This is a genomic window from Novosphingobium malaysiense (assembly GCF_000802225.1).
Taxonomy (GTDB): domain Bacteria; phylum Pseudomonadota; class Alphaproteobacteria; order Sphingomonadales; family Sphingomonadaceae; genus Novosphingobium; species Novosphingobium malaysiense.
In genome coordinates, this window is the sequence record NZ_JTDI01000003.1 from 1,083,288 (window position 1) to 1,105,072 (window position 21,785).

Annotated in this window: 23 protein-coding genes; 11 read left to right on the plus strand and 12 right to left on the minus strand. The window is 65.7% G+C overall.

Features of this window, described 5'->3' with window-relative positions:
• Window positions 1-258: 258 nt before the first annotated feature.
• The 3 genes from LK12_RS13060 to LK12_RS13070 form a co-directional block, all read right to left on the minus strand.
• The gene (locus LK12_RS13060) at window positions 259-1,461 is read right to left on the minus strand and encodes a carboxynorspermidine decarboxylase (protein WP_039284404.1); all 1,203 of its coding nucleotides are present in this window, start codon (window positions 1,459-1,461) and stop codon (window positions 259-261) included.
• Between the two features lie 80 nt (window positions 1,462-1,541).
• A complete protein-coding gene (locus LK12_RS13065) occupies window positions 1,542-1,931 on the minus strand; it encodes an endonuclease domain-containing protein (RefSeq protein ID WP_231568341.1) in 390 nt (129 codons plus the stop codon).
• 52 nt (window positions 1,932-1,983) lie between these two features.
• Window positions 1,984-3,195: a saccharopine dehydrogenase family protein gene (locus tag LK12_RS13070; protein ID WP_039284407.1), complete on the minus strand. Its 1,212-nt coding sequence runs from the start codon at window positions 3,193-3,195 to the stop codon at window positions 1,984-1,986.
• A gap of 200 nt (window positions 3,196-3,395) precedes the next feature.
• Between LK12_RS13070 and LK12_RS13075 the strand changes: the two genes are divergently transcribed.
• From LK12_RS13075 to LK12_RS13085, 3 genes are all read left to right on the plus strand, one after another.
• The gene (locus LK12_RS13075; protein ID WP_039284409.1) at window positions 3,396-4,628 is read left to right on the plus strand and encodes a DUF3419 family protein; all 1,233 of its coding nucleotides are present in this window, start codon (window positions 3,396-3,398) and stop codon (window positions 4,626-4,628) included.
• Window positions 4,629-4,631: 3 nt separating this feature from the next.
• Complete coding sequence (locus LK12_RS13080) at window positions 4,632-5,273, plus strand: class I SAM-dependent methyltransferase (RefSeq protein WP_039284412.1); 642 nt, start codon at window positions 4,632-4,634, stop codon at window positions 5,271-5,273.
• Between the two features lie 84 nt (window positions 5,274-5,357).
• Window positions 5,358-5,864: a nuclear transport factor 2 family protein gene (locus LK12_RS13085; protein ID WP_039284415.1), complete on the plus strand. Its 507-nt coding sequence runs from the start codon at window positions 5,358-5,360 to the stop codon at window positions 5,862-5,864.
• Here LK12_RS13085 and LK12_RS13090 read toward each other — a convergent pair.
• A complete protein-coding gene (locus tag LK12_RS13090; protein WP_052223373.1) occupies window positions 5,854-6,279 on the minus strand; it encodes a PaaI family thioesterase in 426 nt (141 codons plus the stop codon). The genes LK12_RS13085 and LK12_RS13090 overlap by 11 nt on opposite strands.
• Window positions 6,280-6,473: 194 nt before the next feature.
• Between LK12_RS13090 and LK12_RS13095 the strand changes: the two genes are divergently transcribed.
• From LK12_RS13095 to LK12_RS13110, 4 genes are all read left to right on the plus strand, one after another.
• Complete coding sequence (locus tag LK12_RS13095; RefSeq protein ID WP_039284419.1) at window positions 6,474-7,445, plus strand: threonine ammonia-lyase; 972 nt, start codon at window positions 6,474-6,476, stop codon at window positions 7,443-7,445.
• Window positions 7,446-7,499: 54 nt separating this feature from the next.
• Window positions 7,500-7,928 carry an MAPEG family protein gene (locus LK12_RS13100; RefSeq protein WP_039284422.1) on the plus strand — a complete coding sequence of 143 codons (429 nt, stop codon included), beginning with the start codon at window positions 7,500-7,502 and terminating at the stop codon, window positions 7,926-7,928.
• 5 nt (window positions 7,929-7,933) lie between these two features.
• Window positions 7,934-8,191, plus strand: a complete 258-nt coding sequence (locus LK12_RS13105) for a hypothetical protein (protein ID WP_039284425.1) — start codon at window positions 7,934-7,936, stop codon at window positions 8,189-8,191.
• 206 nt (window positions 8,192-8,397) lie between these two features.
• Window positions 8,398-9,057, plus strand: coding sequence for a CPBP family intramembrane glutamic endopeptidase (locus LK12_RS13110; protein ID WP_052223374.1), 660 nt, complete (start codon window positions 8,398-8,400; stop codon window positions 9,055-9,057).
• Between the two features lie 18 nt (window positions 9,058-9,075).
• Here the strand turns inward: LK12_RS13110 and LK12_RS13115 are convergent, their stop codons facing one another.
• From LK12_RS13115 to ilvD, 5 genes are all read right to left on the minus strand, one after another.
• Complete coding sequence (locus LK12_RS13115) at window positions 9,076-9,537, minus strand: GreA/GreB family elongation factor (protein ID WP_039284428.1); 462 nt, start codon at window positions 9,535-9,537, stop codon at window positions 9,076-9,078.
• Complete coding sequence (locus LK12_RS13120; protein WP_039284431.1) at window positions 9,534-10,793, minus strand: class I SAM-dependent RNA methyltransferase; 1,260 nt, start codon at window positions 10,791-10,793, stop codon at window positions 9,534-9,536. Before LK12_RS13120 ends, LK12_RS13115 begins: the two co-directional genes overlap by 4 nt.
• Before the next feature lie 93 nt (window positions 10,794-10,886).
• Window positions 10,887-12,299, minus strand: a complete 1,413-nt coding sequence (locus LK12_RS13125; protein WP_039284435.1) for a bifunctional ADP-dependent NAD(P)H-hydrate dehydratase/NAD(P)H-hydrate epimerase — start codon at window positions 12,297-12,299, stop codon at window positions 10,887-10,889.
• Complete coding sequence (locus LK12_RS13130; protein WP_039284438.1) at window positions 12,286-12,654, minus strand: hypothetical protein; 369 nt, start codon at window positions 12,652-12,654, stop codon at window positions 12,286-12,288. Before LK12_RS13130 ends, LK12_RS13125 begins: the two co-directional genes overlap by 14 nt.
• Window positions 12,655-12,729: 75 nt before the next feature.
• On the minus strand, window positions 12,730-14,586 hold the full coding sequence (gene ilvD / locus LK12_RS13135; protein WP_039284441.1) for a dihydroxy-acid dehydratase: 1,857 nt from the start codon (window positions 14,584-14,586) through the stop codon (window positions 12,730-12,732).
• Window positions 14,587-14,791: 205 nt separating this feature from the next.
• Here ilvD and LK12_RS13140 point away from each other — a divergent pair, with 205 nt between their 5' ends.
• Window positions 14,792-15,217 (plus strand): DUF3806 domain-containing protein, encoded by a 426-nt coding sequence (locus LK12_RS13140; protein ID WP_039285324.1) that lies wholly within the window; start codon window positions 14,792-14,794, stop codon window positions 15,215-15,217.
• An 18-nt stretch (window positions 15,218-15,235) separates the two neighbouring features.
• On the opposite strand, the gene LK12_RS13145 is transcribed toward LK12_RS13140, so the two are convergent.
• The 3 genes from LK12_RS13145 to LK12_RS13155 form a co-directional block, all read right to left on the minus strand.
• Entirely contained in the window at window positions 15,236-15,961 is a 726-nt protein-coding gene (locus LK12_RS13145) for an N-formylglutamate amidohydrolase (RefSeq protein WP_156135492.1), read from the minus strand.
• 22 nt (window positions 15,962-15,983) lie between these two features.
• A complete protein-coding gene (locus LK12_RS13150) occupies window positions 15,984-16,799 on the minus strand; it encodes a 4-(cytidine 5'-diphospho)-2-C-methyl-D-erythritol kinase (RefSeq protein WP_039284446.1) in 816 nt (271 codons plus the stop codon).
• Between the two features lie 71 nt (window positions 16,800-16,870).
• Window positions 16,871-18,520: an electron transfer flavoprotein-ubiquinone oxidoreductase gene (locus LK12_RS13155; protein WP_039284450.1), complete on the minus strand. Its 1,650-nt coding sequence runs from the start codon at window positions 18,518-18,520 to the stop codon at window positions 16,871-16,873.
• Window positions 18,521-18,619: 99 nt separating this feature from the next.
• Here LK12_RS13155 and LK12_RS13160 point away from each other — a divergent pair, with 99 nt between their 5' ends.
• From LK12_RS13160 to moaB, 3 genes are read left to right on the plus strand one after another with little or no spacing between them, the layout of a single operon-like run.
• On the plus strand, window positions 18,620-19,372 hold the full coding sequence (locus tag LK12_RS13160) for a uracil-DNA glycosylase family protein (protein WP_039284453.1): 753 nt from the start codon (window positions 18,620-18,622) through the stop codon (window positions 19,370-19,372).
• A 44-nt stretch (window positions 19,373-19,416) separates the two neighbouring features.
• On the plus strand, window positions 19,417-21,219 hold the full coding sequence (locus LK12_RS13165) for a lytic transglycosylase domain-containing protein (RefSeq protein ID WP_039284456.1): 1,803 nt from the start codon (window positions 19,417-19,419) through the stop codon (window positions 21,217-21,219).
• Complete coding sequence (gene moaB / locus LK12_RS13170) at window positions 21,209-21,736, plus strand: molybdenum cofactor biosynthesis protein B (RefSeq protein WP_039284458.1); 528 nt, start codon at window positions 21,209-21,211, stop codon at window positions 21,734-21,736. The genes LK12_RS13165 and moaB overlap by 11 nt, the downstream gene beginning before the upstream one ends.
• The last annotated feature ends 49 nt before the right edge of the window (window positions 21,737-21,785 follow it).

The following is a 21,785-nucleotide window of genomic DNA, read 5'->3' on the forward strand; positions in this document are numbered from 1 at the left end:
AGTGAAAACCCGGCGATTTCACAAAAATGTCATCGAACTGCCACGGGTGCGGCACGGCATCTCCGTCCCTTGCCGGATTCCATGCAAATACAGTGCTTTGCGCAGAATGGGCCATCGTCCTCTCCAAGACAGCCTGTTGCGGTTCGGTGCGCCTCGGGCGCACGGCGGCAGATAACACAACGCGTGAGCGGAAAAATCGCTCCCGGCGACTCGCCACGCTGCGGGCTGGCGGTGGCTAGAGCGGGTTGAGCCGTCGGGTCAACTCAGGCGATCGCGAAAATCCTCGTAATCGAACTTGCGGATGCATTCGAGCGAGTCGGTCTCCGAGTCCCACAGCCAGATTGAGGGCAGCGGAACGCCGTTGAACGTCGTGGTCTTCACCATCGAATAGTGCGCCTGGTCGAGAAACGCGAAGCGCATACCCGGCTTGACCGGCTCGGGAAAGCGGTAGTCGCCGATCACGTCCCCGGCGAGGCACGAAGGCCCGCCGAGCCGCACGGCCCCGCCCTGCCCTTCGTCGATCATGCGATCGTCCTCGGCGGGCCGTTCGCCCAGCATCGCCGGGCGATAGGGCGCCTCGATCACGTCGGGCATGTGGCAGGTCGCCGATACGTCGACCACGGCGACGGGCATGTCGTTCCAGCCCACGTCGAGCACGGTGCCGACGAGGATGCCGGCATCGAGCGCCACGGCCTCGCCCGGCTCGATGTAGATCTCGGCGCCTGTATCCTCGGCCATGTCGGCAAGGAACTGCACCAGTTCCTCGCGCTGGTAATCGGCGCGGGTAATGTGGTGACCGCCGCCGATGTTGAGCCAGTTGAACTGGCCGAAATAGGGTTCGAGGAAATCGAACACCTTGTCCCACGTGCGCTGGAGCGGTTCGAAGTCCTGCTCGCACAGGTTGTGGAAGTGGATGCCGTCGATCATCTCGACGTGCTCGTCGGCGAGCTGGTTGATCGGGAAACCCAGCCGCGAATGCGGGGCGCTGGGATCGTACTTGGGCACTTCGCCCTCGGGCTGCATCGGGTTGATGCGCAGGCCGATGTCGAAGTCCTCACCGCGCGCGCGGGCCGCCTCGATGATCGCCCAACAGCGCTCGATCTGCTGCGGCGAATTGAAGATTACATGGTCGGACAGGCGCAGGATCTCGTCGAGTTCATCTGGTTTGTAGGCCGCGCAATAGGTCGCGATCTCGCCGTCGTAGAACTCGCTCGCCAGCCGCGCTTCCCAAAGGCCGGAGGTGCACACACCGTCGAGGTATTCCCCGATGATCGGCGCGGTCGACCACATCGAGAACGCCTTGAGCGCGGCCAGCACCTTCGCGCCGGACCGCTCGCCTATGTCCTGCAGGATCTGCAGGTTGCTGCGCAGCTTCGCGGCATCGACCACGAAGGCGGGACTGTCGACGCGGGTAAGGTCGAAGTGGGCAAAGGCGCCCGGATCGCCGGCTTTGGTTTCCATATAAAATTCCTAACGATCCTCCCCGAATTTGCGAAGCACATTTGGGGAGGTGGCAGCGCGTAGCGCTGTCGGAGGGGGTATCAGCGTTTGCAAAGCCGCACCAAGGCTTCAGCGACATCTTCGGGTGATTTCAACACGTCGGACGCTGGAATACGTACTACTTCCAATCCCTGCTCTCGCAGGAGGGCGTCCCGCTGCTCGTCACGGTCGGGACTATTGCCCATGTCGTGCGCGATGCCGTCGATCTCGATGCAGAGTCTGGCTTCCGCACAATAGAAATCAACCGTGACGCTCTCAGCGAGGGAATGCTGCCGCCTGAACTTCACGCCATCGGGAGAATTGCGCAGAAGCTTCCACAGCAAGACTTCGGGCAGCGACATCTGCTGGCGCAGTTGCCGTGCTCTCGATGTGTTGCGGGGTGTCTTCGTTCGAGGCAATTCCCCCTCCGTCACGCCCTTCGGGCGCGCCACCTCCCCATTTGTGCCTTTGGCAAAAACGGGGAGGATTTAGCATGACATCCCATCAAAACGGCAGCGGTTCGCTCAGTTCCTCGACGGTCCACGGCAGGCCCTGCGTATTGAGCATGTCCATGAACGGATCGGGGTCCATCTGCTCCATGTTGAAGACACCGTCGCCCTTCCACTTGCCGGTGAGCATCATGGCTGCGCCGATCATCGCCGGAACGCCGGTGGTGTAGCTCACCGCCTGGTTGCCGGTTTCCTCGTAGGCCGCTTCGTGATCGCAGATGTTCTTGATGTAGAACGTCTTCTCGCCCGAGCCGTCGAGCGCTTCGCCGGTGGCGATGTCGCCGATGTTGGTCTTGCCCTTGGTGGTCGAGCCGAGCGAGCTGGGCTCGGGCAGGACGGCCTTGAGGAACTGCAGCGGGATGATTTCCACGCCGTTGTACATCACCGGATCGATGCGGGTCATGCCTACGTTCTGCAGCACGGTGAGGTGCTGGATATAGGCATCGCCGAAAGTCATCCAGAAGCGCGCACGCTCCAGTTCGGGGACGAACTTCGCGAGGCTTTCCAGTTCCTCGTGGTACATCATGTACATGTTCTTCGGGCCCACGCCCTCGAAGTCGAAGCTCTGCTTCGTGCTCATCGCGGGGGTCTCGACGAACTGGCCGTTTTCCCAGTGCCGCGCGGGCGCGGTCACTTCGCGGATGTTGATCTCCGGGTTGAAGTTCGTCGCGAAGGGCTGGCCGTGATCGCCGCCGTTGCAGTCGAGAATGTCGAGCGTGCGGATGGTCTTGAGCTTGTGCTTCTTGAGCCACATCGCGAAAACGCTGGTCACGCCCGGATCGAAGCCCGAGCCGAGCAGCGCCATCAGGCCCGCCTTCTCGAACTTCTCCTGATAGGCCCACTGCCAGTGGTATTCGAACTTGGCCACGTCCTTGGGCTCATAGTTCGCGGTGTCCATATAGTGGGTGCCGGTCGCCAGACAGGCATCCATGATCGCGAGATCCTGATAGGGCAGCGCGAGATTGACCACCAGCTTCGGCCCGATCTTGCGGATCAGCGCGCTGGTCGCCTCCACGTCGTCGGCATCGATCGGATAGGTCGTGATCGAAACACCGGTTCGTTCCTTCACCGATTCGGCGATCGCGTCGCACTTGGACACCGTCCGGCTGGCGAGGTGGATATCCGTGAAAATGTCCGGATTCATGGCCATCTTGTGGACCGCGACCGAGCCGACGCCACCTGCGCCGATCACCAGAACCTTGCTCACAAATCGTCTCCTTCGCCGAAGCCGGGGGAAACCCGGCCATATAGGGTACCTGCATGACAACTCAACGGGTGCCGCACGGGTCCGTGATCGCCCGTCCATCGCTTGGGATTGTCATAAACCGCCATGGCCGCGTCATCACCCGGTCACACCGCCGCCGCATGGGCGGAAGCCTGTTCCATGCGCACGGGGGGCGCTGACACATGCCGAAGACCGCAACCACTTCCACCGGCACCGAACTGATCGCAGGCGCCGTCGTTCGCCACGAAAGCCCGCGCGCCGCGCGCCTGCTCGACAAGGCTTTCGCGCTGGCCTTCAAGGGCCTCGTCTATGCGCAGATCTGGGAAGACCCGGTCGCCGACATGGAAGCGCTGCAGATCGGGGCGGACAGCCGGATCATCACCATCGCCAGCGGCGGGTGCAACGCGCTTTCCTATCTCACCGCCGATCCTGAAGCGATCACGGTGGTCGATCTCAACACGGCGCACATCGCGCTCAACACCCTGAAGCACACGGCCATCCGGCACCTGACCGACTACGCCGACCTGCGCCGGTTCATCGCCGAAGCCGACCATCCGGAAAACCTCGCCACCTACCGCGAGCGCCTCGCCCCACATCTCGACGAAGCGACGCGCCGCTACTGGGAAGGCCGCGATCTCGTCGGCCGCCGCCGCATCAAGGCCTTCACTCGCGGCGTGTACAAGCACGGGCTGCTCGGCAACTTCATCGGCATCGCGCACAAGCTGGCCAGGCTCTACAAGCTCGACCCGGCCGAAATCCTCGGCGCCGACACGCTGGAAGACCAGCGCCGCGTGTTCGACGAGCGCTTCGCGCCGATCTTCGAGCGGCGGCTCGTGCGCTGGCTGACCAACCACCCGGCCTCGCTGTTCGGCCTCGGCATTCCACCCGCGCAGTACGACGCCCTCGCAGGCGAACAGCGCATGGCGGACGTGCTGCGCGCACGGCTGGAGAAGCTGGCCTGCCACTTCCCGGTCAACGACAACTACTTCGCCTGGCAGGCCTTCGGGCGCGGCTACGGCAAGGGTGAGGGAGCCCCGCTGCCGCCCTATCTGCAGGCCGCCAACCTGCCGCAGGTGCGCGACCGGCTCGACCGCATCGATCTGCGGCATGCCAACTTCACCCATGTGCTCGCGGCCAGCGATGCAGCCTCGTTCGATCGCTACATCCTGCTTGATGCGCAGGACTGGATGACCGACGCACAGCTTACCGAGCTGTGGGACGAGATCACCCGCACGGCCCGCCCGGGATCGCGCGTGCTGTTCCGCACCGCCGCCGAGCCCTCGCTGCTGCCCGGCCGCGTGCCCGACGCGATTCTCGACCGCTGGGACTACCGCGAGGCGGAATCGCAGGCCGCCACCCTCGCCGACCGCTCCTCGATCTACGGCGGCGTCCATCTCTACACCCTGAAGGACTGACCCATGGCGACACGTCCGCACAGCCCCGACCATGCCGCACTGATGGACCGCGTCTATCGCGGCCAGCGCCACATCTACGACGCGACGCGCAAGTACTACCTGTTCGGCCGCGACCGGCTGATCCGTGAACTGAACTGCCGCCCCGGCATGGCCGTGCTCGAAGTCGGCTGCGGCACCGGACGCAACCTTGAACTTATCGCCCGGCAATGGCCCGCCGTGCGCTGCCATGGCCTCGATATTTCGAGCGAAATGCTCAAGAACGCGCGCAAGCGGCTGGGCACCAGCGGCGCGCTGGCGCTGGGCGATGCCACCGACTTCGATGCGCCGGCGCTGTTCGGCCGCGAAGGGTTCGACCGCGTGGTGCTGTCCTACACCCTCTCGATGATCCCCGACTGGCAGGCCGCGCTCGAACGTGCCGCTGCCGCATTGGCGCCCGGCGGTGAACTCCATGTCGTCGACTTCGGCGACTGTGCAGGGCTCGGCTTCCTGCGCCATGGGCTCGAAGCCTGGCTGGAACGCTTCCACGTCTCGCCCCGCCGCGACCTGCCTCGCGTGGCGGAACGGCTCGCGCTCACGCACGGGCTGCGTGCGGAGGTGGTGTGCGGCCCACTCGGCTACTATCAGGTCCTGCGCCTCACCCGCTGAACCCGCGCGTTTACCGGTTGCCGCTGGGCACGCCTTGTGGTCTCCAGTACGCAACCACAAGACACAGCGGAGAGGAGCGGCCCCATGCCCAAGACAATCGACGACCTGATCGCGGAATCGGAGATCAGGGACGTGCACGTGCGCTTCTGCCGCGCCAACGACCGCATGGACGAAGAGCTGATGCGCAGCTGCTTCCATCCCGATGCGGTCATCAGTCTGCACGAAGAACTCGACGTCGACGCCTTCATCGCGCTGGGCCGCACGATCCTGAGCCAGTACACCGCGACATGGCACAACACCGGCAACCAACTCGTCGAAGTCGATGGCGATGCCGCCTGGGCCGAGCACTACACCACCTCCTCGCACCGCATCGCCGCCGATGCCGATGGCCCGGAACGCGACTTCATTGCGCAAGGGCGCTACGTCGACCGCATGGAAAAGCGCGGCGGCGAGTGGCGGATCGCCCGGCGCACGATGGTGCTCGATTTCCTGCGCACCGATCCGCTGTCGCCCGGAGAAGCGGGCCTCGGCAGCACCGGCGGCAAGCGCGACCGCAGCGATCCGTCCTACACCTTGCGCATCAGGGGGTAACGTCGATCACCGCCGAAGTGACGCTCATCTGGGCGAGCACTTTACCGTCCGGCCCGAGCAGCTTCGCTTCCAGCACAGCCGTGGTGCGACCGAGCTTCACCACCCGGCCCTCTCCTACGAGACTGGTGACGGGGCAAGGCGAGAGGAACGTCACGTTGAAAGTGAGCGTGGGAACGGCCCTCGTTACCGGAAGCGACAATCTCGCCGCCATCCCGGCTGCCTCGTCCAGCATCGCCGCGACGTAACCGCCCTGCACGAAGCCGAGGATGTTCGCGAACTCCGGTTTCGGAGAGAACGACAAGTGCACGATCCGCTCCGCCTTGTCATAGGCCACGAACTCGGTGCCGAGACTCCTGGCCCCGGGTGACAGAACCCGTTCGAATATCTGCTCGGGTTCCATCTGTTCCGAATCCATCACGAAAGTCTCCCCGGTCTGCCTGCTACCGCTGGACCGTCGGAGGGGCCTGATCGGCGATTCCGGCGGCCTGCGGCTTACGTTGTGGTGCACTGCCACGAAAAGCACGCCATCGTCGACCGCTACCAAAGATAACCGGATAATCCGCGCGTTTCGGCTGGCTGCCTCGCCAAGCAACGGTTAAGAGCCGGCGCATGACCCCAAGCAGAGACCCGACCGCCGCCGGTGTTGCCGAAGCCGCCGCCAAGGTCTCCGCAATCCTGCCCCCTACGCCGCTGCTGCCGCTCGAGATCGAGGGGCAGACGATCTGGTGCAAGGCGGAGAGCCTGCAGCCCATCGGCGCGTTCAAGATCCGCGGCGGATGGCACCGGCTGACGGCGCTTTCGGACGAGGATCGGGCGCGCGGCGTTGTCGGCGTATCGAGCGGCAACCACGCGCAGGGCGTGGCCTGGGCCGCACGCAGGCTGGGGATCGCCGCGACCATCGTCATGCCCGTCGATGCCCCGGCAGTGAAGCTCGCCAATACCCGCGCGCTCGGTGCCGAAGTCGTGCTCTACGACCGGCCGGGCGGCGAGGACCGCGACGAAGTGGCCGGGCGCGTCTGCGCCGAACGCGGCGCGACGCTGGTCCATGCCTATGGCGATCCGTGGGTGATCGAGGGGCAAGGCAGTGCGGGCATCGAGATCGCCCGGCAGATGGACGCGCTGGGCGTGGGCGGCCCCGACCTCATCGTCGCGCCTTGCGGCGGTGGGGGTCTGACTGCCGGGTTGGCCCTCGCCTGCCCCGACGCGGCCGTGATCCCCGTCGAGCCCGAAGGCTGGGACGATGTCTGCCGCAGCCTCGCCAGCGGCACGATCCAGAGCGTTGCCGCCGATGCCCCGCCGACACCGTGCGACTCCCTGCAGACCATGGCGACGCGCCCGATCAACTTCCGCGTCCTGCGCGAGCGCTGCCCCTTCGGCCTCGTGGTGACCCCGGCCGAAGTGCGCGCGGCCCAGCGTCTGGCTTTCGAAAGGCTGCATCTCGTCATCGAGCCCGGCGGAGCCGCTGCGCTGGCCGCCGTGCTGGCCGGAAAAGTCGACCTCAAGCCCCGCACCGCCGTCGTGCTTACCGGCGGAAATACCGACGCCGCTGATTTTGCAGCGGTTTTGACCGGGGACAATTGACAAGCCCGGCCCCCGGGCCGACGAAGCGCAAGACTGGACGTGGAGGGAACAACAATGGTCGGAATGGCAATCCTGCAACCCGTGGTCGCACTGGCCGCATGGACCATGGTCATGTGGTTCTGGCTCTACGGCACCCGCATCCCGGCGATGAGCGCGGCCAAGGTCGACCCCGAGGAACTCGCCGAAGATCCTTCCATCACGCTGGACAACCTGCTGCCCCCGCAGGTCCAGTGGAAAGCCCACAATTACAACCACCTGCACGAAGCACCTACGGTGTTTTATGCGGTCGCCATCGTGCTCGCCATCATCGGCCAGGGCGACGGGCTCAATGCCCAGATCGGCTGGGCCTACGTGATCCTGCGCGTAATCCACTCGATCATCCAGGCGACGGTAAACAAGCTCTCGCTGCGTTTCGGCGTCTTCGCGCTCTCCAGCTTCTGCCTGATGTTCCTCGTCGCCCGCGCCGCGTTGGCAATGTTCTGAGCCCCATGGATTTCGAAGATCAACTGCGCCGCTACTTCGGCACCGACGATCCCGCCGCTATCGCGCCCGGCGCGCTGGAAGCGGGTATCGAAAAGATGCGTGTCGATTTCGGCATGGAAAAGGACAAGGGCCGCCGCTTTGCCTTGTGGACCCTGCTCTACCTGTTTGGCGGCGCCCCCGATCTCGACGTGGCCTTCGACAATGAAGACGACCGGAATGCGGCGCGAGACTTCATGGATATGATGGACAAGGCGGGGGGATGATCCGTCCGCCATTCGCATGAAGCGGCAGGTCCACAATATCGGTCTGTCCGGAAGGGGTACTTCCGCACATAATTCCTGAAGAGCATTCAGGCCCGCGTTCGACGGTCATCCGGGGGACGTGCAACCTGTGGAGCGACGCCCGCCGGGTGTTGAAGTCTCACGCCCACCATTTACCGAGCCGGATCGGGTTCAAATGAGGGCAATAAATGCAATTCGAAGAAAATGCGGCTGCGCTCGGCAAGCCGCTCCGGGCGCTTTTCACGCTGGCGCTGATCGTCGGCGCAATCCTGGCTCCCATACCGTTCCCGTTCAAGGTGCCTGCATTCGCCGCGGTCGCCCTGCTGTGGGTATGGGTTGAAACGCGCAGTCTGGCGCCGGTAGGGTTGAAACTTCCCGTCAGCGCGGGATCCACCTTGCTGTGGGCGGCAGCAGGGACGGGCGGCGTCATCTTCGTTCTGGGAGACGTGGTCAATCCTGTCATCGAGTGGGTCTTCTCGAAGGGAGCCGATCACTCCGGATATGGTGCCTTGAAAGATAACGGGCCGGCCGCGTTCAAATTATGGCTCTACGCCATGTTCAGCGCGGCCATCGCGGAAGAGATCGTTTATCGCGGGTTCCTGTTGCACCAGCTTTCTGTCCTTTTGCAGAAAGGACGGGCCGGCGAGTGGATCGCCATCCTGATCGGCGGCATAGCCTTTGCCGTTCCACATTATTCGCAGGGCTTGGTGGGCGTAATCTCGGTGGCCTTGGTCGGCTTCCTGTTCGGTTGGATATTCTTTCGCAGCGGACGCAACTTGTGGAGCCTCATGCTCGCCCATGCCCTTGTCGACACCTGGGGGATCTATTCGCTCTATCGGGGGTGGTAAGGCGGAACCGGCAATTCCCTAAAGCAGGGCGATCGCCACAACCTCGATCGCATCCTCGCGCCCGTTGAAGGGCAGCAGTTCCCCCGCTTCCTCGCCCATCAGCGCCCGTGCAAGCGGAGCGGAAAACGCCACCAGCCCCGCAGAGGGATCGGCCTCGTCGTCGCCGACAAGGCCCAGCACGCGCTCCTTGCCATTGAGCAGGAACGTCACCCGTGTACCGAAGGCCACCACGCTGCCATCCGGTTCGGGCTGGACGTCCGCCGTGATCTGACGGGTCTGCCAGTAGCGCAGATCGCGCTTCGCCGCCGTCAGCGCCGTTTCGTCCAGATCCTCTTTCAACCGCGCTTCCAGCTCGGCGACTTTCGCATCGATCAGCGCCTTGCCGCGTGGGGTTACGAGGTTCGGACCGGGCGGAATCGGGATCTCGAACTTGGGCTCGAGATGTTCATCGTCGTTCTCGCGACGAAAGGCGACGCTCATGCTTCCCTCAGGAACAGACTCGCCAGTTCCACATGCGTCGACCAGCGGAACTGGCCGACCGGGCGCAGTTCCACCAACCGGAAGCCTTCTTCCACCAGCCGCGCCGCATCGCGCGACCAGCTTGAGGGATTGCACGAGACATAGACCACGCGCTCGACGTTGGATTGGGCGATGGCCTCCACTTGCTCGCGCGCACCGGCACGGGGCGGGTCGAGCACCACGGCGGCGAACTTGTTCAGTTCGTCGGGCTGCAGCGGGTTGCGGAACAGGTCGCGGTGCATCGCGAAAACCGGCAATTGCGCGCGGTCGGCAGCGGCCTTGCAGGCCAAGTGTACATCGCGCGCGGCCTCGGCCGCGAGAACCTTGGTACCGGGCCCGGCCAACGCGAAGGCAAAGGTGCCGAGGCCGGAAAACAGGTCCGCCACCGTGGGAACGCCCTCCAGCCATTCGCGCGCCGCGCCGACAAGCGCCTGCTCTCCATCGAGCGTGGCCTGCAGGAACGAGCCCGGCGGGAACGGCACCGAGACATCGCCCAGCTTCACCGTGACCGGGACGGGCTCCCACACGGTCTCGAAACCGTAGCCGCCGTCCATGGTCAGGCGGGCAAGGCCATGTTCCTCCGCGAAGGCGAGCATGGCTTCGGTGGCCGCGAGGCCTTCCGCCGTGAGCCCCTTCACGCCGAGATCGACGCCCTGCTCGACCAGCGTCATTTCGATATCGGCCGCCATGCGCGCTTGCTGGTGCTTGCCCGGCTTGCCTTTTCCGCCCTTCTTCGCCGGCGCCGCCTTGCCCATCGTGATGAGCAGTTTGCGCAAGGGCCCGAGCAGCGCGACCAGTTCGGGCGCGAGGACGTGGCATTCCTCCAGCTCGACCAGCCGGTGCGACTTCGCCTCGCGAAAGCCGATGACGATGCGCCCGCCCGAGCTTTCCGCGCGCAGCGATGCCCGGCGGCGCGTGGCCGGCGGCGAGAGGTGCGGCGGCGCGATGTGCTGGGCGCCCAGCTCCTGCGAGGCGGAGGCATTGCTCACCCGCGCTTCGACGAAAGCGCGCAGGCTCTCCTCGTCGAGCTGCTGCAACTGGCACCCGCCGCAGCGCCCGAAGTGGCGGCACGGCGGCTCGACATGATGCGGCCCCCATTCGAGGGTGCCGTCGGCATGCAGGATGTCGCCCGGCGCCGCGCCCCAGGCAAAACGGCCCGAGGCGGTCACGCCGTCGCCCTTGGAGGCGATGCGCAGGATTTCTTCGGATTCACTCATGGTACAAAAAGTCCGCTCGCCCTGAGCCAGTCGAAGGGCGGTATGTTACGTGCCGGACGTGCTTCGACAAGCGCAGCACGAGCGGGATGAAAATTACAGATGCCCCGCCAGAGCCTCGGGCACCTTCGCTGCGAGTTGGCCGGCGGTGAAGGCAGGACCGCACAAATGCGCCGCTTCGCCGTGGAGCCATACGCCCTCGCAGGCAGCGTCGAAAGCGGAAAGGCCGGTTGCGGCGCGACTGGCGATCACGCCAGCCAGAACGTCGCCGGTGCCCGCCGTCGACAGCCACGACGTCGCGCGCGGTGCGCAGGCCAGGCGGCCATCGGGCGCGGCAATCACCGTATCGGGCCCCTTGGCGACCACGACCATGCCGCTTGCGCGTGCCAGCGCCAGCGCCCGGTCCGGACGGCTCCCCGCGCCATCGAGTTCGAAGCTGCGCTCGAGCGCGACCAGTTCGCCCTCGTGCGGCGTCGCGATAGTCTCTCCCTTGCGCTCGGCCAGCGAGCGTGGCGACAGCAGCACCAGCGCATCGGCATCGACCACGGCGGTGACCGGATCGGCCAGCGCCACGGCCAGCCGTTCACGCGCCGTGCCGTCGCGGCCCAGCCCCGGCCCGACCAGAACCGCGCTGTTGCGGTCGTCGGTCAGCACTTCGTTGAGCGAGCCGGTCTCGACAACCAGATCGGCGGGCGCGTTGCGCTTGCTCTCGGCGAAGAGCTTTACATAGCCCGCGCCTGCGCCCTGCGCGGCCACGGCGGCCAGCAGTGCGGCGCCGGGCATGTGTCCGCCGACCACGGCAAGCAGGCCGCGGCGATACTTGTGCGAGTCCGGCGCGGGCGCGCGTACCACCGGTGCCTGCAGCGCCATGGCCGCGCCTTCGACCGGATCGACACCGATCGGGATAAGCTGCATCCGGCCCATCTTCGCCGCGGCGGGCATCAGGTAGTGCGCGAACTTCCAGGCCCCCAGAGCGATCGTCAGGTCATAGTGCGGCAGTGCCTCGTTGAGCAGCATGCCGCTGTCCGACTGGATGCCGCTCGGCAGATCGACCGCCACGAGATGCCGGTGATGCCCGGCCAGACGCGTGAGCAAGGCAAAGTGTTCCTCGTTCAGCGGGCGGGTCAGGCCGGAGCCGAAAAGGCAGTCGACCAGCACGTCGCCATGCGCCTCGGCATCGGGGGCCAGCACCTCGCCGCCGAACAGGGCACGGGCGTTCTTCGCTGCATCGGTTTTCGGCTCGGTGGGTGCAACCACCTCGGCATGGCCGCCGCGCTCGCGGATGGCTTCGGCGATCACATAGCCGTCGCCGCCATTGTTGCCCGGGCCGCACAGAACGGTGACGCGGCGATGCGCGGACAGGCGCCAGATCCAGTCGGCGGCGCCGCGTCCGGCGATCTGCATCAGCGCATCGACGCTGGAACCGGCGTCGATCAAGGCCTGCTCGGCATCGCGCATCTGCTGGACAGTGAGAATCTGGCCGAGGTGGGGGGTATCAGTGTGCGGCATCGGCTTTCGTGCTTGCTGGAAATACGTAACGGTCTGCGCCTACCGTAACATCCAGCTTGCCGTCCACCAGCTTCGTCTGCGCTTCCTCTGCCCCGTCCGCGACCACAAGGCCCGAGCCGTCGGTCATGACGTCGAACCGGCGAAAGGCGCCGTCGGGATGGCGCACGACGAGCGTGAGCTTACCGTCTTCCTGCGCGCGCTCGACCGAGCAGACATCGGCCAGCTCCGCCGAACCGCCCACGGCGCAGGCGATGTGCTCGTCGCCTGCCGCGACCGGCGGCGGCTCGCTGTTCGAGGAACATGCGGCGAGAAGCAGAACCAGCGGTGCGCAGACATGCTTCGACAAGCTCAGCATGAGCGGGTCAGCTCCTGAAGTTTCAAAATCCGCTCGCCCTGAGCCTGTCGAAGGGCGGATGAAGGCCACCCGCCCTCACCCGCGCTTGAGCTGGGTAACGTCGCGCACCGCGCCCTTGGCGGCACTCGTCGTCATCGCGGCATAGGCCTGCAGCGCGGCCGAGACCTTGCGCTTGCGCGGGTGAACCGGGGTCCATGCCCCGTCCTCACGCGCTTCCTGCGTCGAACGGCGGTGGCTCAGCTCCTCGTCGGAGACCATCAGGTTGATGGTGCGGCCCGGAATGTCGATCTCGATGGTGTCGCCATTCTCGACCAGCCCGATCTCGCCGCCTTCCGCCGCTTCGGGCGAAACGTGGCCGATGGAAAGGCCCGAAGTGCCGCCCGAGAAACGGCCATCGGTGAGCAGCGCGCATTCCTTGCCCAGCCCCTTCGATTTCAGATAGCTGGTGGGATAGAGCATTTCCTGCATGCCCGGCCCGCCGCGCGGCCCTTCGTAGCGGATCACGACGACATCGCCGGCCTCCACCTGACCGCCGAGGATGCCCGCGACCGCTGCGTCCTGGCTTTCGTAGACGCGCGCCTTGCCGGTGAACTTCAGGATCGAGTCGTCGACGCCCGCCGTCTTCACGATGCAGCCATCACGCGCGATGTTGCCGTAGAGCACGGCCAAACCGCCATCCTGACTGAAGGCGTTTTCCTTGTTGCGGATGACGCCGTTCTCGCGGTCGGTGTCGAGCGCATCCCAGCGACGCGACTGGCTGAACGCGGTCTGGGTCGGCACGCCGCCCGGCGCCGCCTTGAAGAATTCCTGCACCGAGGCGTCATTGGTCCGCACGATGTCCCAGCGGTTCAGCGCATCGCCCATGGTCTTGCTGTGAACGGTCGGCAAATCGGTGTGCAGCAACCCGGCCCGGTCCAGTTCGCCGAGGATCGCCATGATGCCGCCTGCGCGGTGGACGTCTTCCATGTGCACGTCGGCCTTGGCCGGAGCGACCTTGGAAAGGCACGGCACCTTGCGGCTCAGGCGATCGATGTCCTGCATGGTAAAATCCACGCCCGCTTCGGCAGCCGCGGCCAGCAAGTGCAGCACGGTGTTGGTGGAGCCGCCCATGGCGATGTCGAGGCTCATCGCGTTCTCGAAGGCTTCGAAGCTGGCGATGGACCGGGGGAGCGCGCTTTCGTCGTCCTGCTCGTAGTAGCGCTGGCACAGGTCGACGGCGAGACGGCCCGCCTCGCGGAACAGGCGCTCGCGGTCAGCGTGCGTGGCCAGCGTCGAGCCGTTGCCGGGCAGCGAGAGGCCCAGCGCTTCGGTCAGGCAGTTCATCGAGTTCGCAGTGAACATGCCCGAGCACGAACCGCAGGTCGGGCAGGCCGACCGCTCGATGCTCTGCACTTCCTCGTCGGTGTAGCTCTCGTCGGCGGCGGCGACCATGGCATCGACGAGGTCGAGTGCGCGTTCTTCGCCCTTGAGGATCACCTTGCCGGCCTCCATCGGCCCGCCCGAGACGAAGACAACCGGAATATTGATGCGCATCGCAGCCATCAGCATGCCCGGCGTGATCTTGTCGCAGTTGGAAATGCAGACCATGGCATCGGCGCAGTGGGCGTTGACCATGTACTCGACACTGTCGGCGATCAGGTCGCGGCTCGGCAGCGAATAGAGCATGCCGTCGTGGCCCATGGCGATGCCGTCATCGACCGCGATGGTATTGAATTCCTTGGCAACGCCGCCCGCCGCCGCGATCTCCCCCGCCACGAGCTGGCCCAGGTCCTTGAGGTGAACGTGCCCCGGCACGAACTGGGTGAAGGAATTGACCACCGCGATGATCGGCTTGCCGAAGTCGGAATCCTTCATGCCCGTCGCGCGCCACAGGCCGCGCGCACCGGCCATGTTGCGGCCGTGAGTGGAAGTGCGGGAACGATAGGCAGGCATGGGACAAACTCCGGGATCGGCAGGTATATGCGTGTTGGTACTTCGCCAGCGCCCCTACGCGAAACAGGCGCGCAGCCGAAGCAAAAAATGTCCTGAACACGGCCGCCACGGCACGAAAATTACACGACTTGCGCGATCTTCCGGGGAAGACCCGCTTGCGCTTTTTGGCGGGACGCGGCCTCGGTGCTATATTGATTTTATGGCAATGCCCGAATCCCTTACCCTCGAGGCCGAGGAGGAGGAGTGGCTGGAACTGGCCAGAGGCTGGATCAAGGGCCACTTCGCGCAGAACCCGGACGATGCCTACGCCAGCATCGAAGGCAAGCTGGCCGTCGTGCGCGCCAATCTCGCACAGGGCTGGGTCGGTCCGGAAGACACCTGGAAGCTGCAGTCGCTGGGGATCGCCATGGGCGATGCACTGGCGCAGGATCTCATGCTCGACTGGGTGACTATCGATGACGAATACGGTCGCCAGCCCGCGCTCAACTGGCCGGGCACCAGCATCCTGTGTTTTCCGCTGACGATGATCTCCCAGCGTGTCGAGGAAGGTGAGCGCGTCGACATCGACATGATGTACGAAATGACGCGCGAGGAACTCAACGAAATCGCCTTCGGCGGCGAGGCCGAGTAGCCTGGCCTTCCTTCTCGCCTAACCCTCGATTTCGATGGCCACCCGGTTGCAGATGCGCGTCAGGCGTTCGGCCCATTCGGCCTGCCCGGCTGCGTCGGCGATAAGGTCCTGCCGGATCTCGATGTAGAGATAGGGGCGGCCCTCGCTCTCGACGTGGCGTTCGATGGCGGCGTTGTAGATCTTGCCCGAATAGGGAAGCTGGTCGCCGACTATCAGTCCTTCGGCTTCGAGCAGCGGCTGGGCAGCACGGGCGCCGCGGTCGTCCTGATCGTAGAGCAGCCCGCAGTGCCAGGGGCGCTTTTCGTCCGGCTTGCTTACGAGGCACGGGGTGAAGCTGTGCAGGATCAGCGTCAGCGCGGGCGGCGTGCCTTCGAGCAGGTCGGTGAGCTTGGCGTGAAACGGACGATGAAACCGTGCCAGCCGCGCCTCGCGGTCGATGCCGATATTGCCGGGGATGGCATGGCCGTCGCTGGTTTCGGGGATCGAGGCCGGGTCGCTTTCCGTGCGGTTGGTGTCGCAGACGAGGCGGCTGACATTGCCGACTAGGGCCGCCGTTCCTTCCCGCTTCGCCATGTGTTCGGCGATCCCGGCCACGCCGATGTCGATGGCGATGTGCTCGTCCATAAGTTCGGGCGAGATGCCGAGATCGATGTCTTCTGGCACGCGGTTGGAGGCGTGATCGGCCACGACAAGGATACCCCCGAAACGCGGGGTGCCGACGATGCGAAAGGCTTCGGAATTCAGGGGAGCATGCATGGCGGCAAGCTTAACGCAGTTTGCCCGCCATTTGCCACCAGCCGGGCCGGTCGCTCGCGATTTTCTCCGCAGCCGCCTGTAATTCCGCCTCGCTGTCGTAGAGCGCAAAGCACGTCGCCCCCGATCCCGACATGCGGGCGAGGAAGGGCCCGGTGTCCCTCAGCGCGGTCAGGACATCGGCAATGACCGGGCAGATCGCAACGGCCGGCGCTTCGAGATCGTTGCGTCCCTCCAGCGCGATCTGGCGCAAGGTGCCGGTCGGCATCGGCCCGCGATCGACCTGATCCCACGCCTTGAACACGGGCCCCGTCGGCACCGGTTCGCGCGGGTTCACCAACAGCACCGGGCAGCCGGCAAGATCGTTGACGGCCACCTCTTCAAGTTCGGTGCCGGTGCCGGTCCCCACAGATGGACGCGACAGGACGCAGGCCGGAACATCCGCGCCCAGCTTCGCGGCGCGGGCATGCCAGTCGTCGGGCAGGCCGTGCGCGCGCTCGACCATGCGGAACACCGCCCCGGCATCGGCCGAGCCGCCGCCCAGCCCGGCAGCAACCGGCAGCCTCTTTTCCAGCTTCACCGCCCAGCCCCGTCCGTGCGGCAGCGTGGAAAGCGCCTTGCCGACAATGTTGTCGAAGGGATCGTCGATCTTGCCTGCAAACTCGCCCAGCGTCGTCAGCGCATCGGCCTCGGCAGGCGTGGCCGAGAGCCTGTCGCCGTCATCGACGAAGGCGAACACCGTTTCCAACTCGTGATAGCCATCCTCCCGCCGCCTGCGGGCATGCAGCGCGAGGTTGATCTTGGCATAGGCGGTTTCGGTGAGCGTCATCGCATCCTCCCTGAAACGCGAAGAGCGCCGGGGCAACCCCGACGCTCTTCCGTTCCGCAGTGACCGCCGGATCACATATTCGGATAGTTCGGGCCGCCGCCGCCTTCGGGGGTGACCCATTCGATGTTCTGGGTCGGATCCTTGATGTCGCAGGTCTTGCAGTGGACGCAGTTCTGCGCGTTGATCTGCAGCCGCTCGCCGGTGCCGTCCGGATCGACGAACTCGTAGACGCCCGCCGGGCAGTAGCGCGCCTCGGGCCCCGCATAGACCGGCAGGTTGATCCGCGTGGGGACCGTCGGGTCCTTCAGCTTCAGGTGACAGGGCTGCTCTTCCTCGTGGTTGGTGAACGAGTAGGAGACGCTCGTCAGGCGATCGAAGCTGATCACGCCATCGGGCTTGGGATAGTCGATCGGCTGGTAGAGATCGGCGCGCTGCGTGTTCGAGGCATCGGTGTGATGCTTCATCGGCTTGGCGAGGCCGAAGCCGAACAGCGTGCGCAGCCACATGTCGGCGCCGGCGAGGATCGTGCCCAGTTCACCGCCCCACTTGGCGACCATCGGCTCGGCATTCTGGACGAGCTTGAGTTCCTTGGCGATCCAGCTGTCGCGCACGGCGGCGTCGTATTCCATCAGCGCGTCCTGCTCGCGGCCCGCCTTGATCGCCGCGGCAATCGATTCGGCGGCGAGCATGCCGCTCTTCATCGCGGTGTGCGTACCCTTGATGCGCGGGACGTTGACGAAGCCGGCCGAGCAGCCCGCCAGCACGCCGCCCGGGAACGCGAGTTGCGGCACCGACTGCCAGCCACCCTCGTTGATGGCGCGCGCACCATAGGCCACGCGCTTGCCGCCTTCGAGAATGGCGCGGATTTCCGGGTGCTGCTTCCAGCGCTGGAATTCCTCGAACGGATAGATGTACGGGTTCTTGTAATCGAGCGCGGTGACGAAACCGAGCGCGACCTGGCCGTTGGCCTGGTGATAGAGGAAGCCGCCGCCCCAGGCGTCGTTTTCCGAAAGCGGCCAGCCCTGCGTGTGGATCACGCGGCCGGGAACGTGCTTGTCGGGATCGATGTCCCACAGTTCCTTGATACCGAGACCGTAGATCTGCGGTTCGCAGTTCGCTTCAAGGTCGTACTTGGCCTTGAGACGCTTGGTCAGGTGACCGCGCGCGCCTTCGCAGAAGACGGTATACTTGCCGAGCAGGTTCATGCCAGGCTGGAAATCGTCCTTCGGATTGCCTTCGCGGTCGACGCCCATGTCGCCGGTCTGCACGCCGATGACCGCGCCGTTGTCGTCATAGAGGATCTCGGCGGCAGGGAAGCCCGGGAAGACTTCGACCTCGAGTTCCTCGGCCTTTTCGGCCAGCCAGCGGCACAGGTTGCCCAGCGATCCGGTGTAGTTGCCCTCGTTCGACATGAAGGGCGGCTGGATAATATGGGGCAGCGAGAACTTGCCCTTCTTTGTCATGTGCCAGTGCCAGTTGTCGGTCACCGGGGTTTCGGCCAGCGGGCAGCCGTCCTCGCGCCAGGTCGGCAGCAGCTCGTCGAGCGCCTTGGGATCGATGGTCGCGCCCGAGAGGATGTGCGCGCCGATTTCCGAGCCTTTTTCGAGGACGACGACCTGCAGTTCAGGGTCGACCTGCTTGAGCCGGATCGCGGTTGCGAGGCCCGCAGGCCCGCCGCCGACGATGACGACGTCAAATGGCATCTCTTCGCGTTCAATCATGGGTATCCCCCGAAACCTGTGTATCCGGCCATTTAGGCGCGCGATTAATTTCCTCTTGTGCCTTGATTGCTTGCGCGCGGCAGGTCAAGACCCGCTCCAATGGATGACCCGGCAAATCCCGATTTACTGGCCGATATCACAGGTGCGCTCGACTGGTGGCGCGATGCGGGCGTCGACTACCATTTTCTCGATGAACCGCGCGAATGGCTCACCCCGCCCGAAGCGCCGGTAGACGAACGCGGCCTGCCCGAACGGCGCCCGGCCCGCGCGCCTGCGGCGCCGGCAGAGCCGGAAGTCGCCCGCATCGGAGCCGATGCCCTGCCGCGAGATCTCGACGCCTTTGCCCCGTGGTGGCTGGCCGAACCCCTGCTCGACGATGGCAATACCGCAGGCCGTATCGCCCCGACGGGACCGCGTGGTGCAAAACTGATGGTCCTGGTGGAGGAACCGGAAGCGGAAGACAGCGACGCATTGCTCTCGGGCCCGCAGGGGCGGCTTCTCGATGCCATGCTTGCCGCGTTCGGCATCCAGCGAGAGGCCATCTACCTCGCCAGCGCCCTGCCCCGGCACACGCCGGCGCCCGACTGGAGCGCCCTGATCGAGCGCGGGATCGGCCAGGTGGTCGCGCACCATATCGCTTTGGCGGCGCCTGAGCGTCTACTTGTGTTCGGAGGGAACATCTTGCCGCTCATCGGCCACGAATTGCCGCAACGCCCTGCCGTTTTACGGCAATTTAACCAAGAAGAGCGAACGATACCAATGCTCGCCTCCTGGGGCCTGACCGCGTTGATGCGACAACCGCGCGCCAAGCCGGTCCTGTGGAGGGCATGGCTCGAGTGGACCGCTGCATGAACGTATGGCGGTTGCTCGAGAGAACACCGGCAAAGGTCTCGTTTATGCGGGGACAAGAATTGAAAACGACAAATCGGGCAAAATGGTTCGCGGGTCTGGGTCTTGCCGCTGCAGTGGCGATCTCGGCTCCGCCCGCCTTGGCCAATAGCGCGGCAGTCGACTACTTCCGCACGCGTGCGGACCGCACCGCGGTGCCCTCGCTGCTGAGCCAGGACGACCGCGCGTACTACAAGCGGATCTTCGACGCCATCGACGCCAAGGACTGGTCGCAGGTGCAGCAGATGCTCGCGACTCGCCCGGACGGTCCGCTGCACCAGCAGGCCCGGGCCGAATACTATCTTGCGGCCGGTTCACCGAAGATCGAGCTTCCCGATCTCCAGGCATGGCTGTCGCACGGCACGGAACTTCCCGGCGCCGACCAGATTTCTCGCCTCGCGCTCAAGCGCGGTGCCGACACGGTACCCTCGCTTCCCACGGAACAGCAGTTCGCGCGGCTGCCCTCGATGCCCAAGCGTGCGCGGCCCGGTTCGATCGAAGACGGCACGATGCCCGGCGAAATCTCCGCCGGCATTCTCGACCGCATCAGGAACGACGATCCCGTTGGCGCGCGCGTCCTGCTCGACGGCATCGACGCGGGCCTGAGCAGCGCCGCCCGCGCCGAATGGCGCCAGCGCGTGGCGTGGAGCTACTATATCGAGAACCAGGACGGCCCGGCCTACCAGATGGCGCAGCTCGCCACGCTGGGCAGCGGCCCGTGGGTCGGTGAAGCCTGGTGGACGGCCGGCCTCGCGGCCTGGCGCCTGGGCGACTTCGACGGCGCCGCCGAGGCCTTCGGCAAGTGCGCGAAGACTTCCACCAACGACGAACTGACCACGGCCGCGCAGTACTGGCAGAGCCGCGCCTTCATCCGCCAGCGCCGGCCCGACAAGGCCGAGGACGCTCTGCGCGATGCCGCCAGGCTCGACGAGACGCTCTACGGCATGCTCGCCGCCGAACAGCTCGGCATGAAGCTGCCCGAGCAGCACTCGGAAGCCGACTTCACCCAGACCGACTGGCAGCACCTGCGCACCAACCCCAACGTGCGTACCGCGGTCGAGCTGGCCGAGATCGGCGAGGACGGGCTGGCCGACGAAGTCCTGCGCCACCAGGCGCGTATCGGCGATGCCTCGCAATACGAGCCGCTCTCGCGCCTCGCCCGCGATCTCGGCCTGCCCTCCACGCAGCTCTGGATGGCCTACAACGCGCCGCGCGGCGGCAAGCCCGAACCGGCCACGCGCTTCCCGACGCCCAAGTGGACGCCGGTCGGCGGCTGGAAGGTCGATCCCGCGCTGGTCTATGCCCACACGCTGCAGGAGTCGATGTTCCGCACCAGCGTCGTCAGCCCTGCCGGTGCGCGCGGCCTGATGCAGATCATGCCCTCTGCCGCGCGCGACCATGCCGGCGACATCGGCGTCTCGGGCTCGGCCCGCGACCTCAACAACCCCGAAGTGAACCTGGCCTTCGGGCAGCGGCACCTGCTGATGCTCAAGGACTCTTCGGCCACCCAGGGCCTGCTGCCCAAGGTCATGGCCGCCTACAACGCCGGCCTCACCCCGGTCACCCGCTGGAATACCGAGGTCCGCGACGAAGGCGATCCGCTGCTCTGGATGGAATCGCTGCCCTACTGGGAAACCCGCGGCTACGTGAACATTGTCCTTCGCAACTACTGGATGTACGAGCGACAGGCCGGCGGTCCTTCGGAAAGCCGGATGGCACTGGCACAGGACATGTGGCCCACCTTCCCCGGCCTTTCGGGATCGCAAGGGGTTCGCATGGCAGCGAACGGAGCGATATTGCGTGGCCATTGATACGGACAGAACCTTCAAGCCGATCAACATTGCCCTGCTGACAGTATCCGACACCCGAGGCCCCGACGAGGATACCTCGGGCGACATCCTCGCGCAGAGGATCAAGGACGCCGGGCACAAGCTGGTCGCCCGCGCCATCGAGAAGGACGATGCCTCGCGCATCGCCAACCGGCTCAACAACTGGATCGACGACCGCAACGTGGACGCGATCGTCTCGACCGGCGGCACCGGCCTGACCGGCCGCGACGTGACGCCGGAAGCGCTCGACCGGGTCAAGGACAAGGAAATCCCCGGCTTCGGCGAGCTGTTCCGCTGGCTCTCCTACAAGACCATCGGCACCTCCACCGTGCAGAGCCGCGCCATGGCGGTGGTCGCGCGCGGCACCTATGTCTTCGCCCTCCCCGGCTCCAACGGCGCGGTGAAGGACGGCTGGGACGGCATCCTCGCCGAACAGCTCGACAGCCGCAACCGGCCCTGCAACTTCGTCGAGCTGATGCCGCGCCTCAAGGAGGTGTGAGCGGAACCCGCCTTCGTGCCGTCTGTTGACCAGAGGCTCCATAGCGAAG

Excerpts from the sequence above, each read along its gene's own strand:
- LK12_RS13060 (WP_039284404.1), bottom strand. The coding sequence starts at position 1,461 with ATGGAAACCAAAGCCGGCGATCCGGGCGCCTTTGCCCACTTCGACCTT.
- LK12_RS13075 (WP_039284409.1), top strand. The coding sequence starts at position 3,396 with ATGCCGAAGACCGCAACCACTTCCACCGGCACCGAACTGATCGCAGGC.
- LK12_RS13080 (WP_039284412.1), top strand. The coding sequence starts at position 4,632 with ATGGCGACACGTCCGCACAGCCCCGACCATGCCGCACTGATGGACCGC.
- LK12_RS13085 (WP_039284415.1), top strand. The coding sequence starts at position 5,358 with ATGCCCAAGACAATCGACGACCTGATCGCGGAATCGGAGATCAGGGAC.
- LK12_RS13090 (WP_052223373.1), bottom strand. The coding sequence starts at position 6,279 with ATGGATTCGGAACAGATGGAACCCGAGCAGATATTCGAACGGGTTCTG.
- LK12_RS13095 (WP_039284419.1), top strand. The coding sequence starts at position 6,474 with ATGACCCCAAGCAGAGACCCGACCGCCGCCGGTGTTGCCGAAGCCGCC.
- LK12_RS13100 (WP_039284422.1), top strand. The coding sequence starts at position 7,500 with ATGGTCGGAATGGCAATCCTGCAACCCGTGGTCGCACTGGCCGCATGG.
- LK12_RS13105 (WP_039284425.1), top strand. The coding sequence starts at position 7,934 with ATGGATTTCGAAGATCAACTGCGCCGCTACTTCGGCACCGACGATCCC.
- LK12_RS13110 (WP_052223374.1), top strand. The coding sequence starts at position 8,398 with ATGCAATTCGAAGAAAATGCGGCTGCGCTCGGCAAGCCGCTCCGGGCG.
- LK12_RS13115 (WP_039284428.1), bottom strand. The coding sequence starts at position 9,537 with ATGAGCGTCGCCTTTCGTCGCGAGAACGACGATGAACATCTCGAGCCC.
- LK12_RS13120 (WP_039284431.1), bottom strand. The coding sequence starts at position 10,793 with ATGAGTGAATCCGAAGAAATCCTGCGCATCGCCTCCAAGGGCGACGGC.
- LK12_RS13125 (WP_039284435.1), bottom strand. The coding sequence starts at position 12,299 with ATGCCGCACACTGATACCCCCCACCTCGGCCAGATTCTCACTGTCCAG.
- LK12_RS13130 (WP_039284438.1), bottom strand. The coding sequence starts at position 12,654 with ATGCTGAGCTTGTCGAAGCATGTCTGCGCACCGCTGGTTCTGCTTCTC.
- ilvD (WP_039284441.1), bottom strand. The coding sequence starts at position 14,586 with ATGCCTGCCTATCGTTCCCGCACTTCCACTCACGGCCGCAACATGGCC.
- LK12_RS13140 (WP_039285324.1), top strand. The coding sequence starts at position 14,792 with ATGCCCGAATCCCTTACCCTCGAGGCCGAGGAGGAGGAGTGGCTGGAA.
- LK12_RS13150 (WP_039284446.1), bottom strand. The coding sequence starts at position 16,799 with ATGACGCTCACCGAAACCGCCTATGCCAAGATCAACCTCGCGCTGCAT.
- LK12_RS13155 (WP_039284450.1), bottom strand. The coding sequence starts at position 18,520 with ATGATTGAACGCGAAGAGATGCCATTTGACGTCGTCATCGTCGGCGGC.
- LK12_RS13160 (WP_039284453.1), top strand. The coding sequence starts at position 18,620 with ATGGATGACCCGGCAAATCCCGATTTACTGGCCGATATCACAGGTGCG.
- LK12_RS13165 (WP_039284456.1), top strand. The coding sequence starts at position 19,417 with ATGCGGGGACAAGAATTGAAAACGACAAATCGGGCAAAATGGTTCGCG.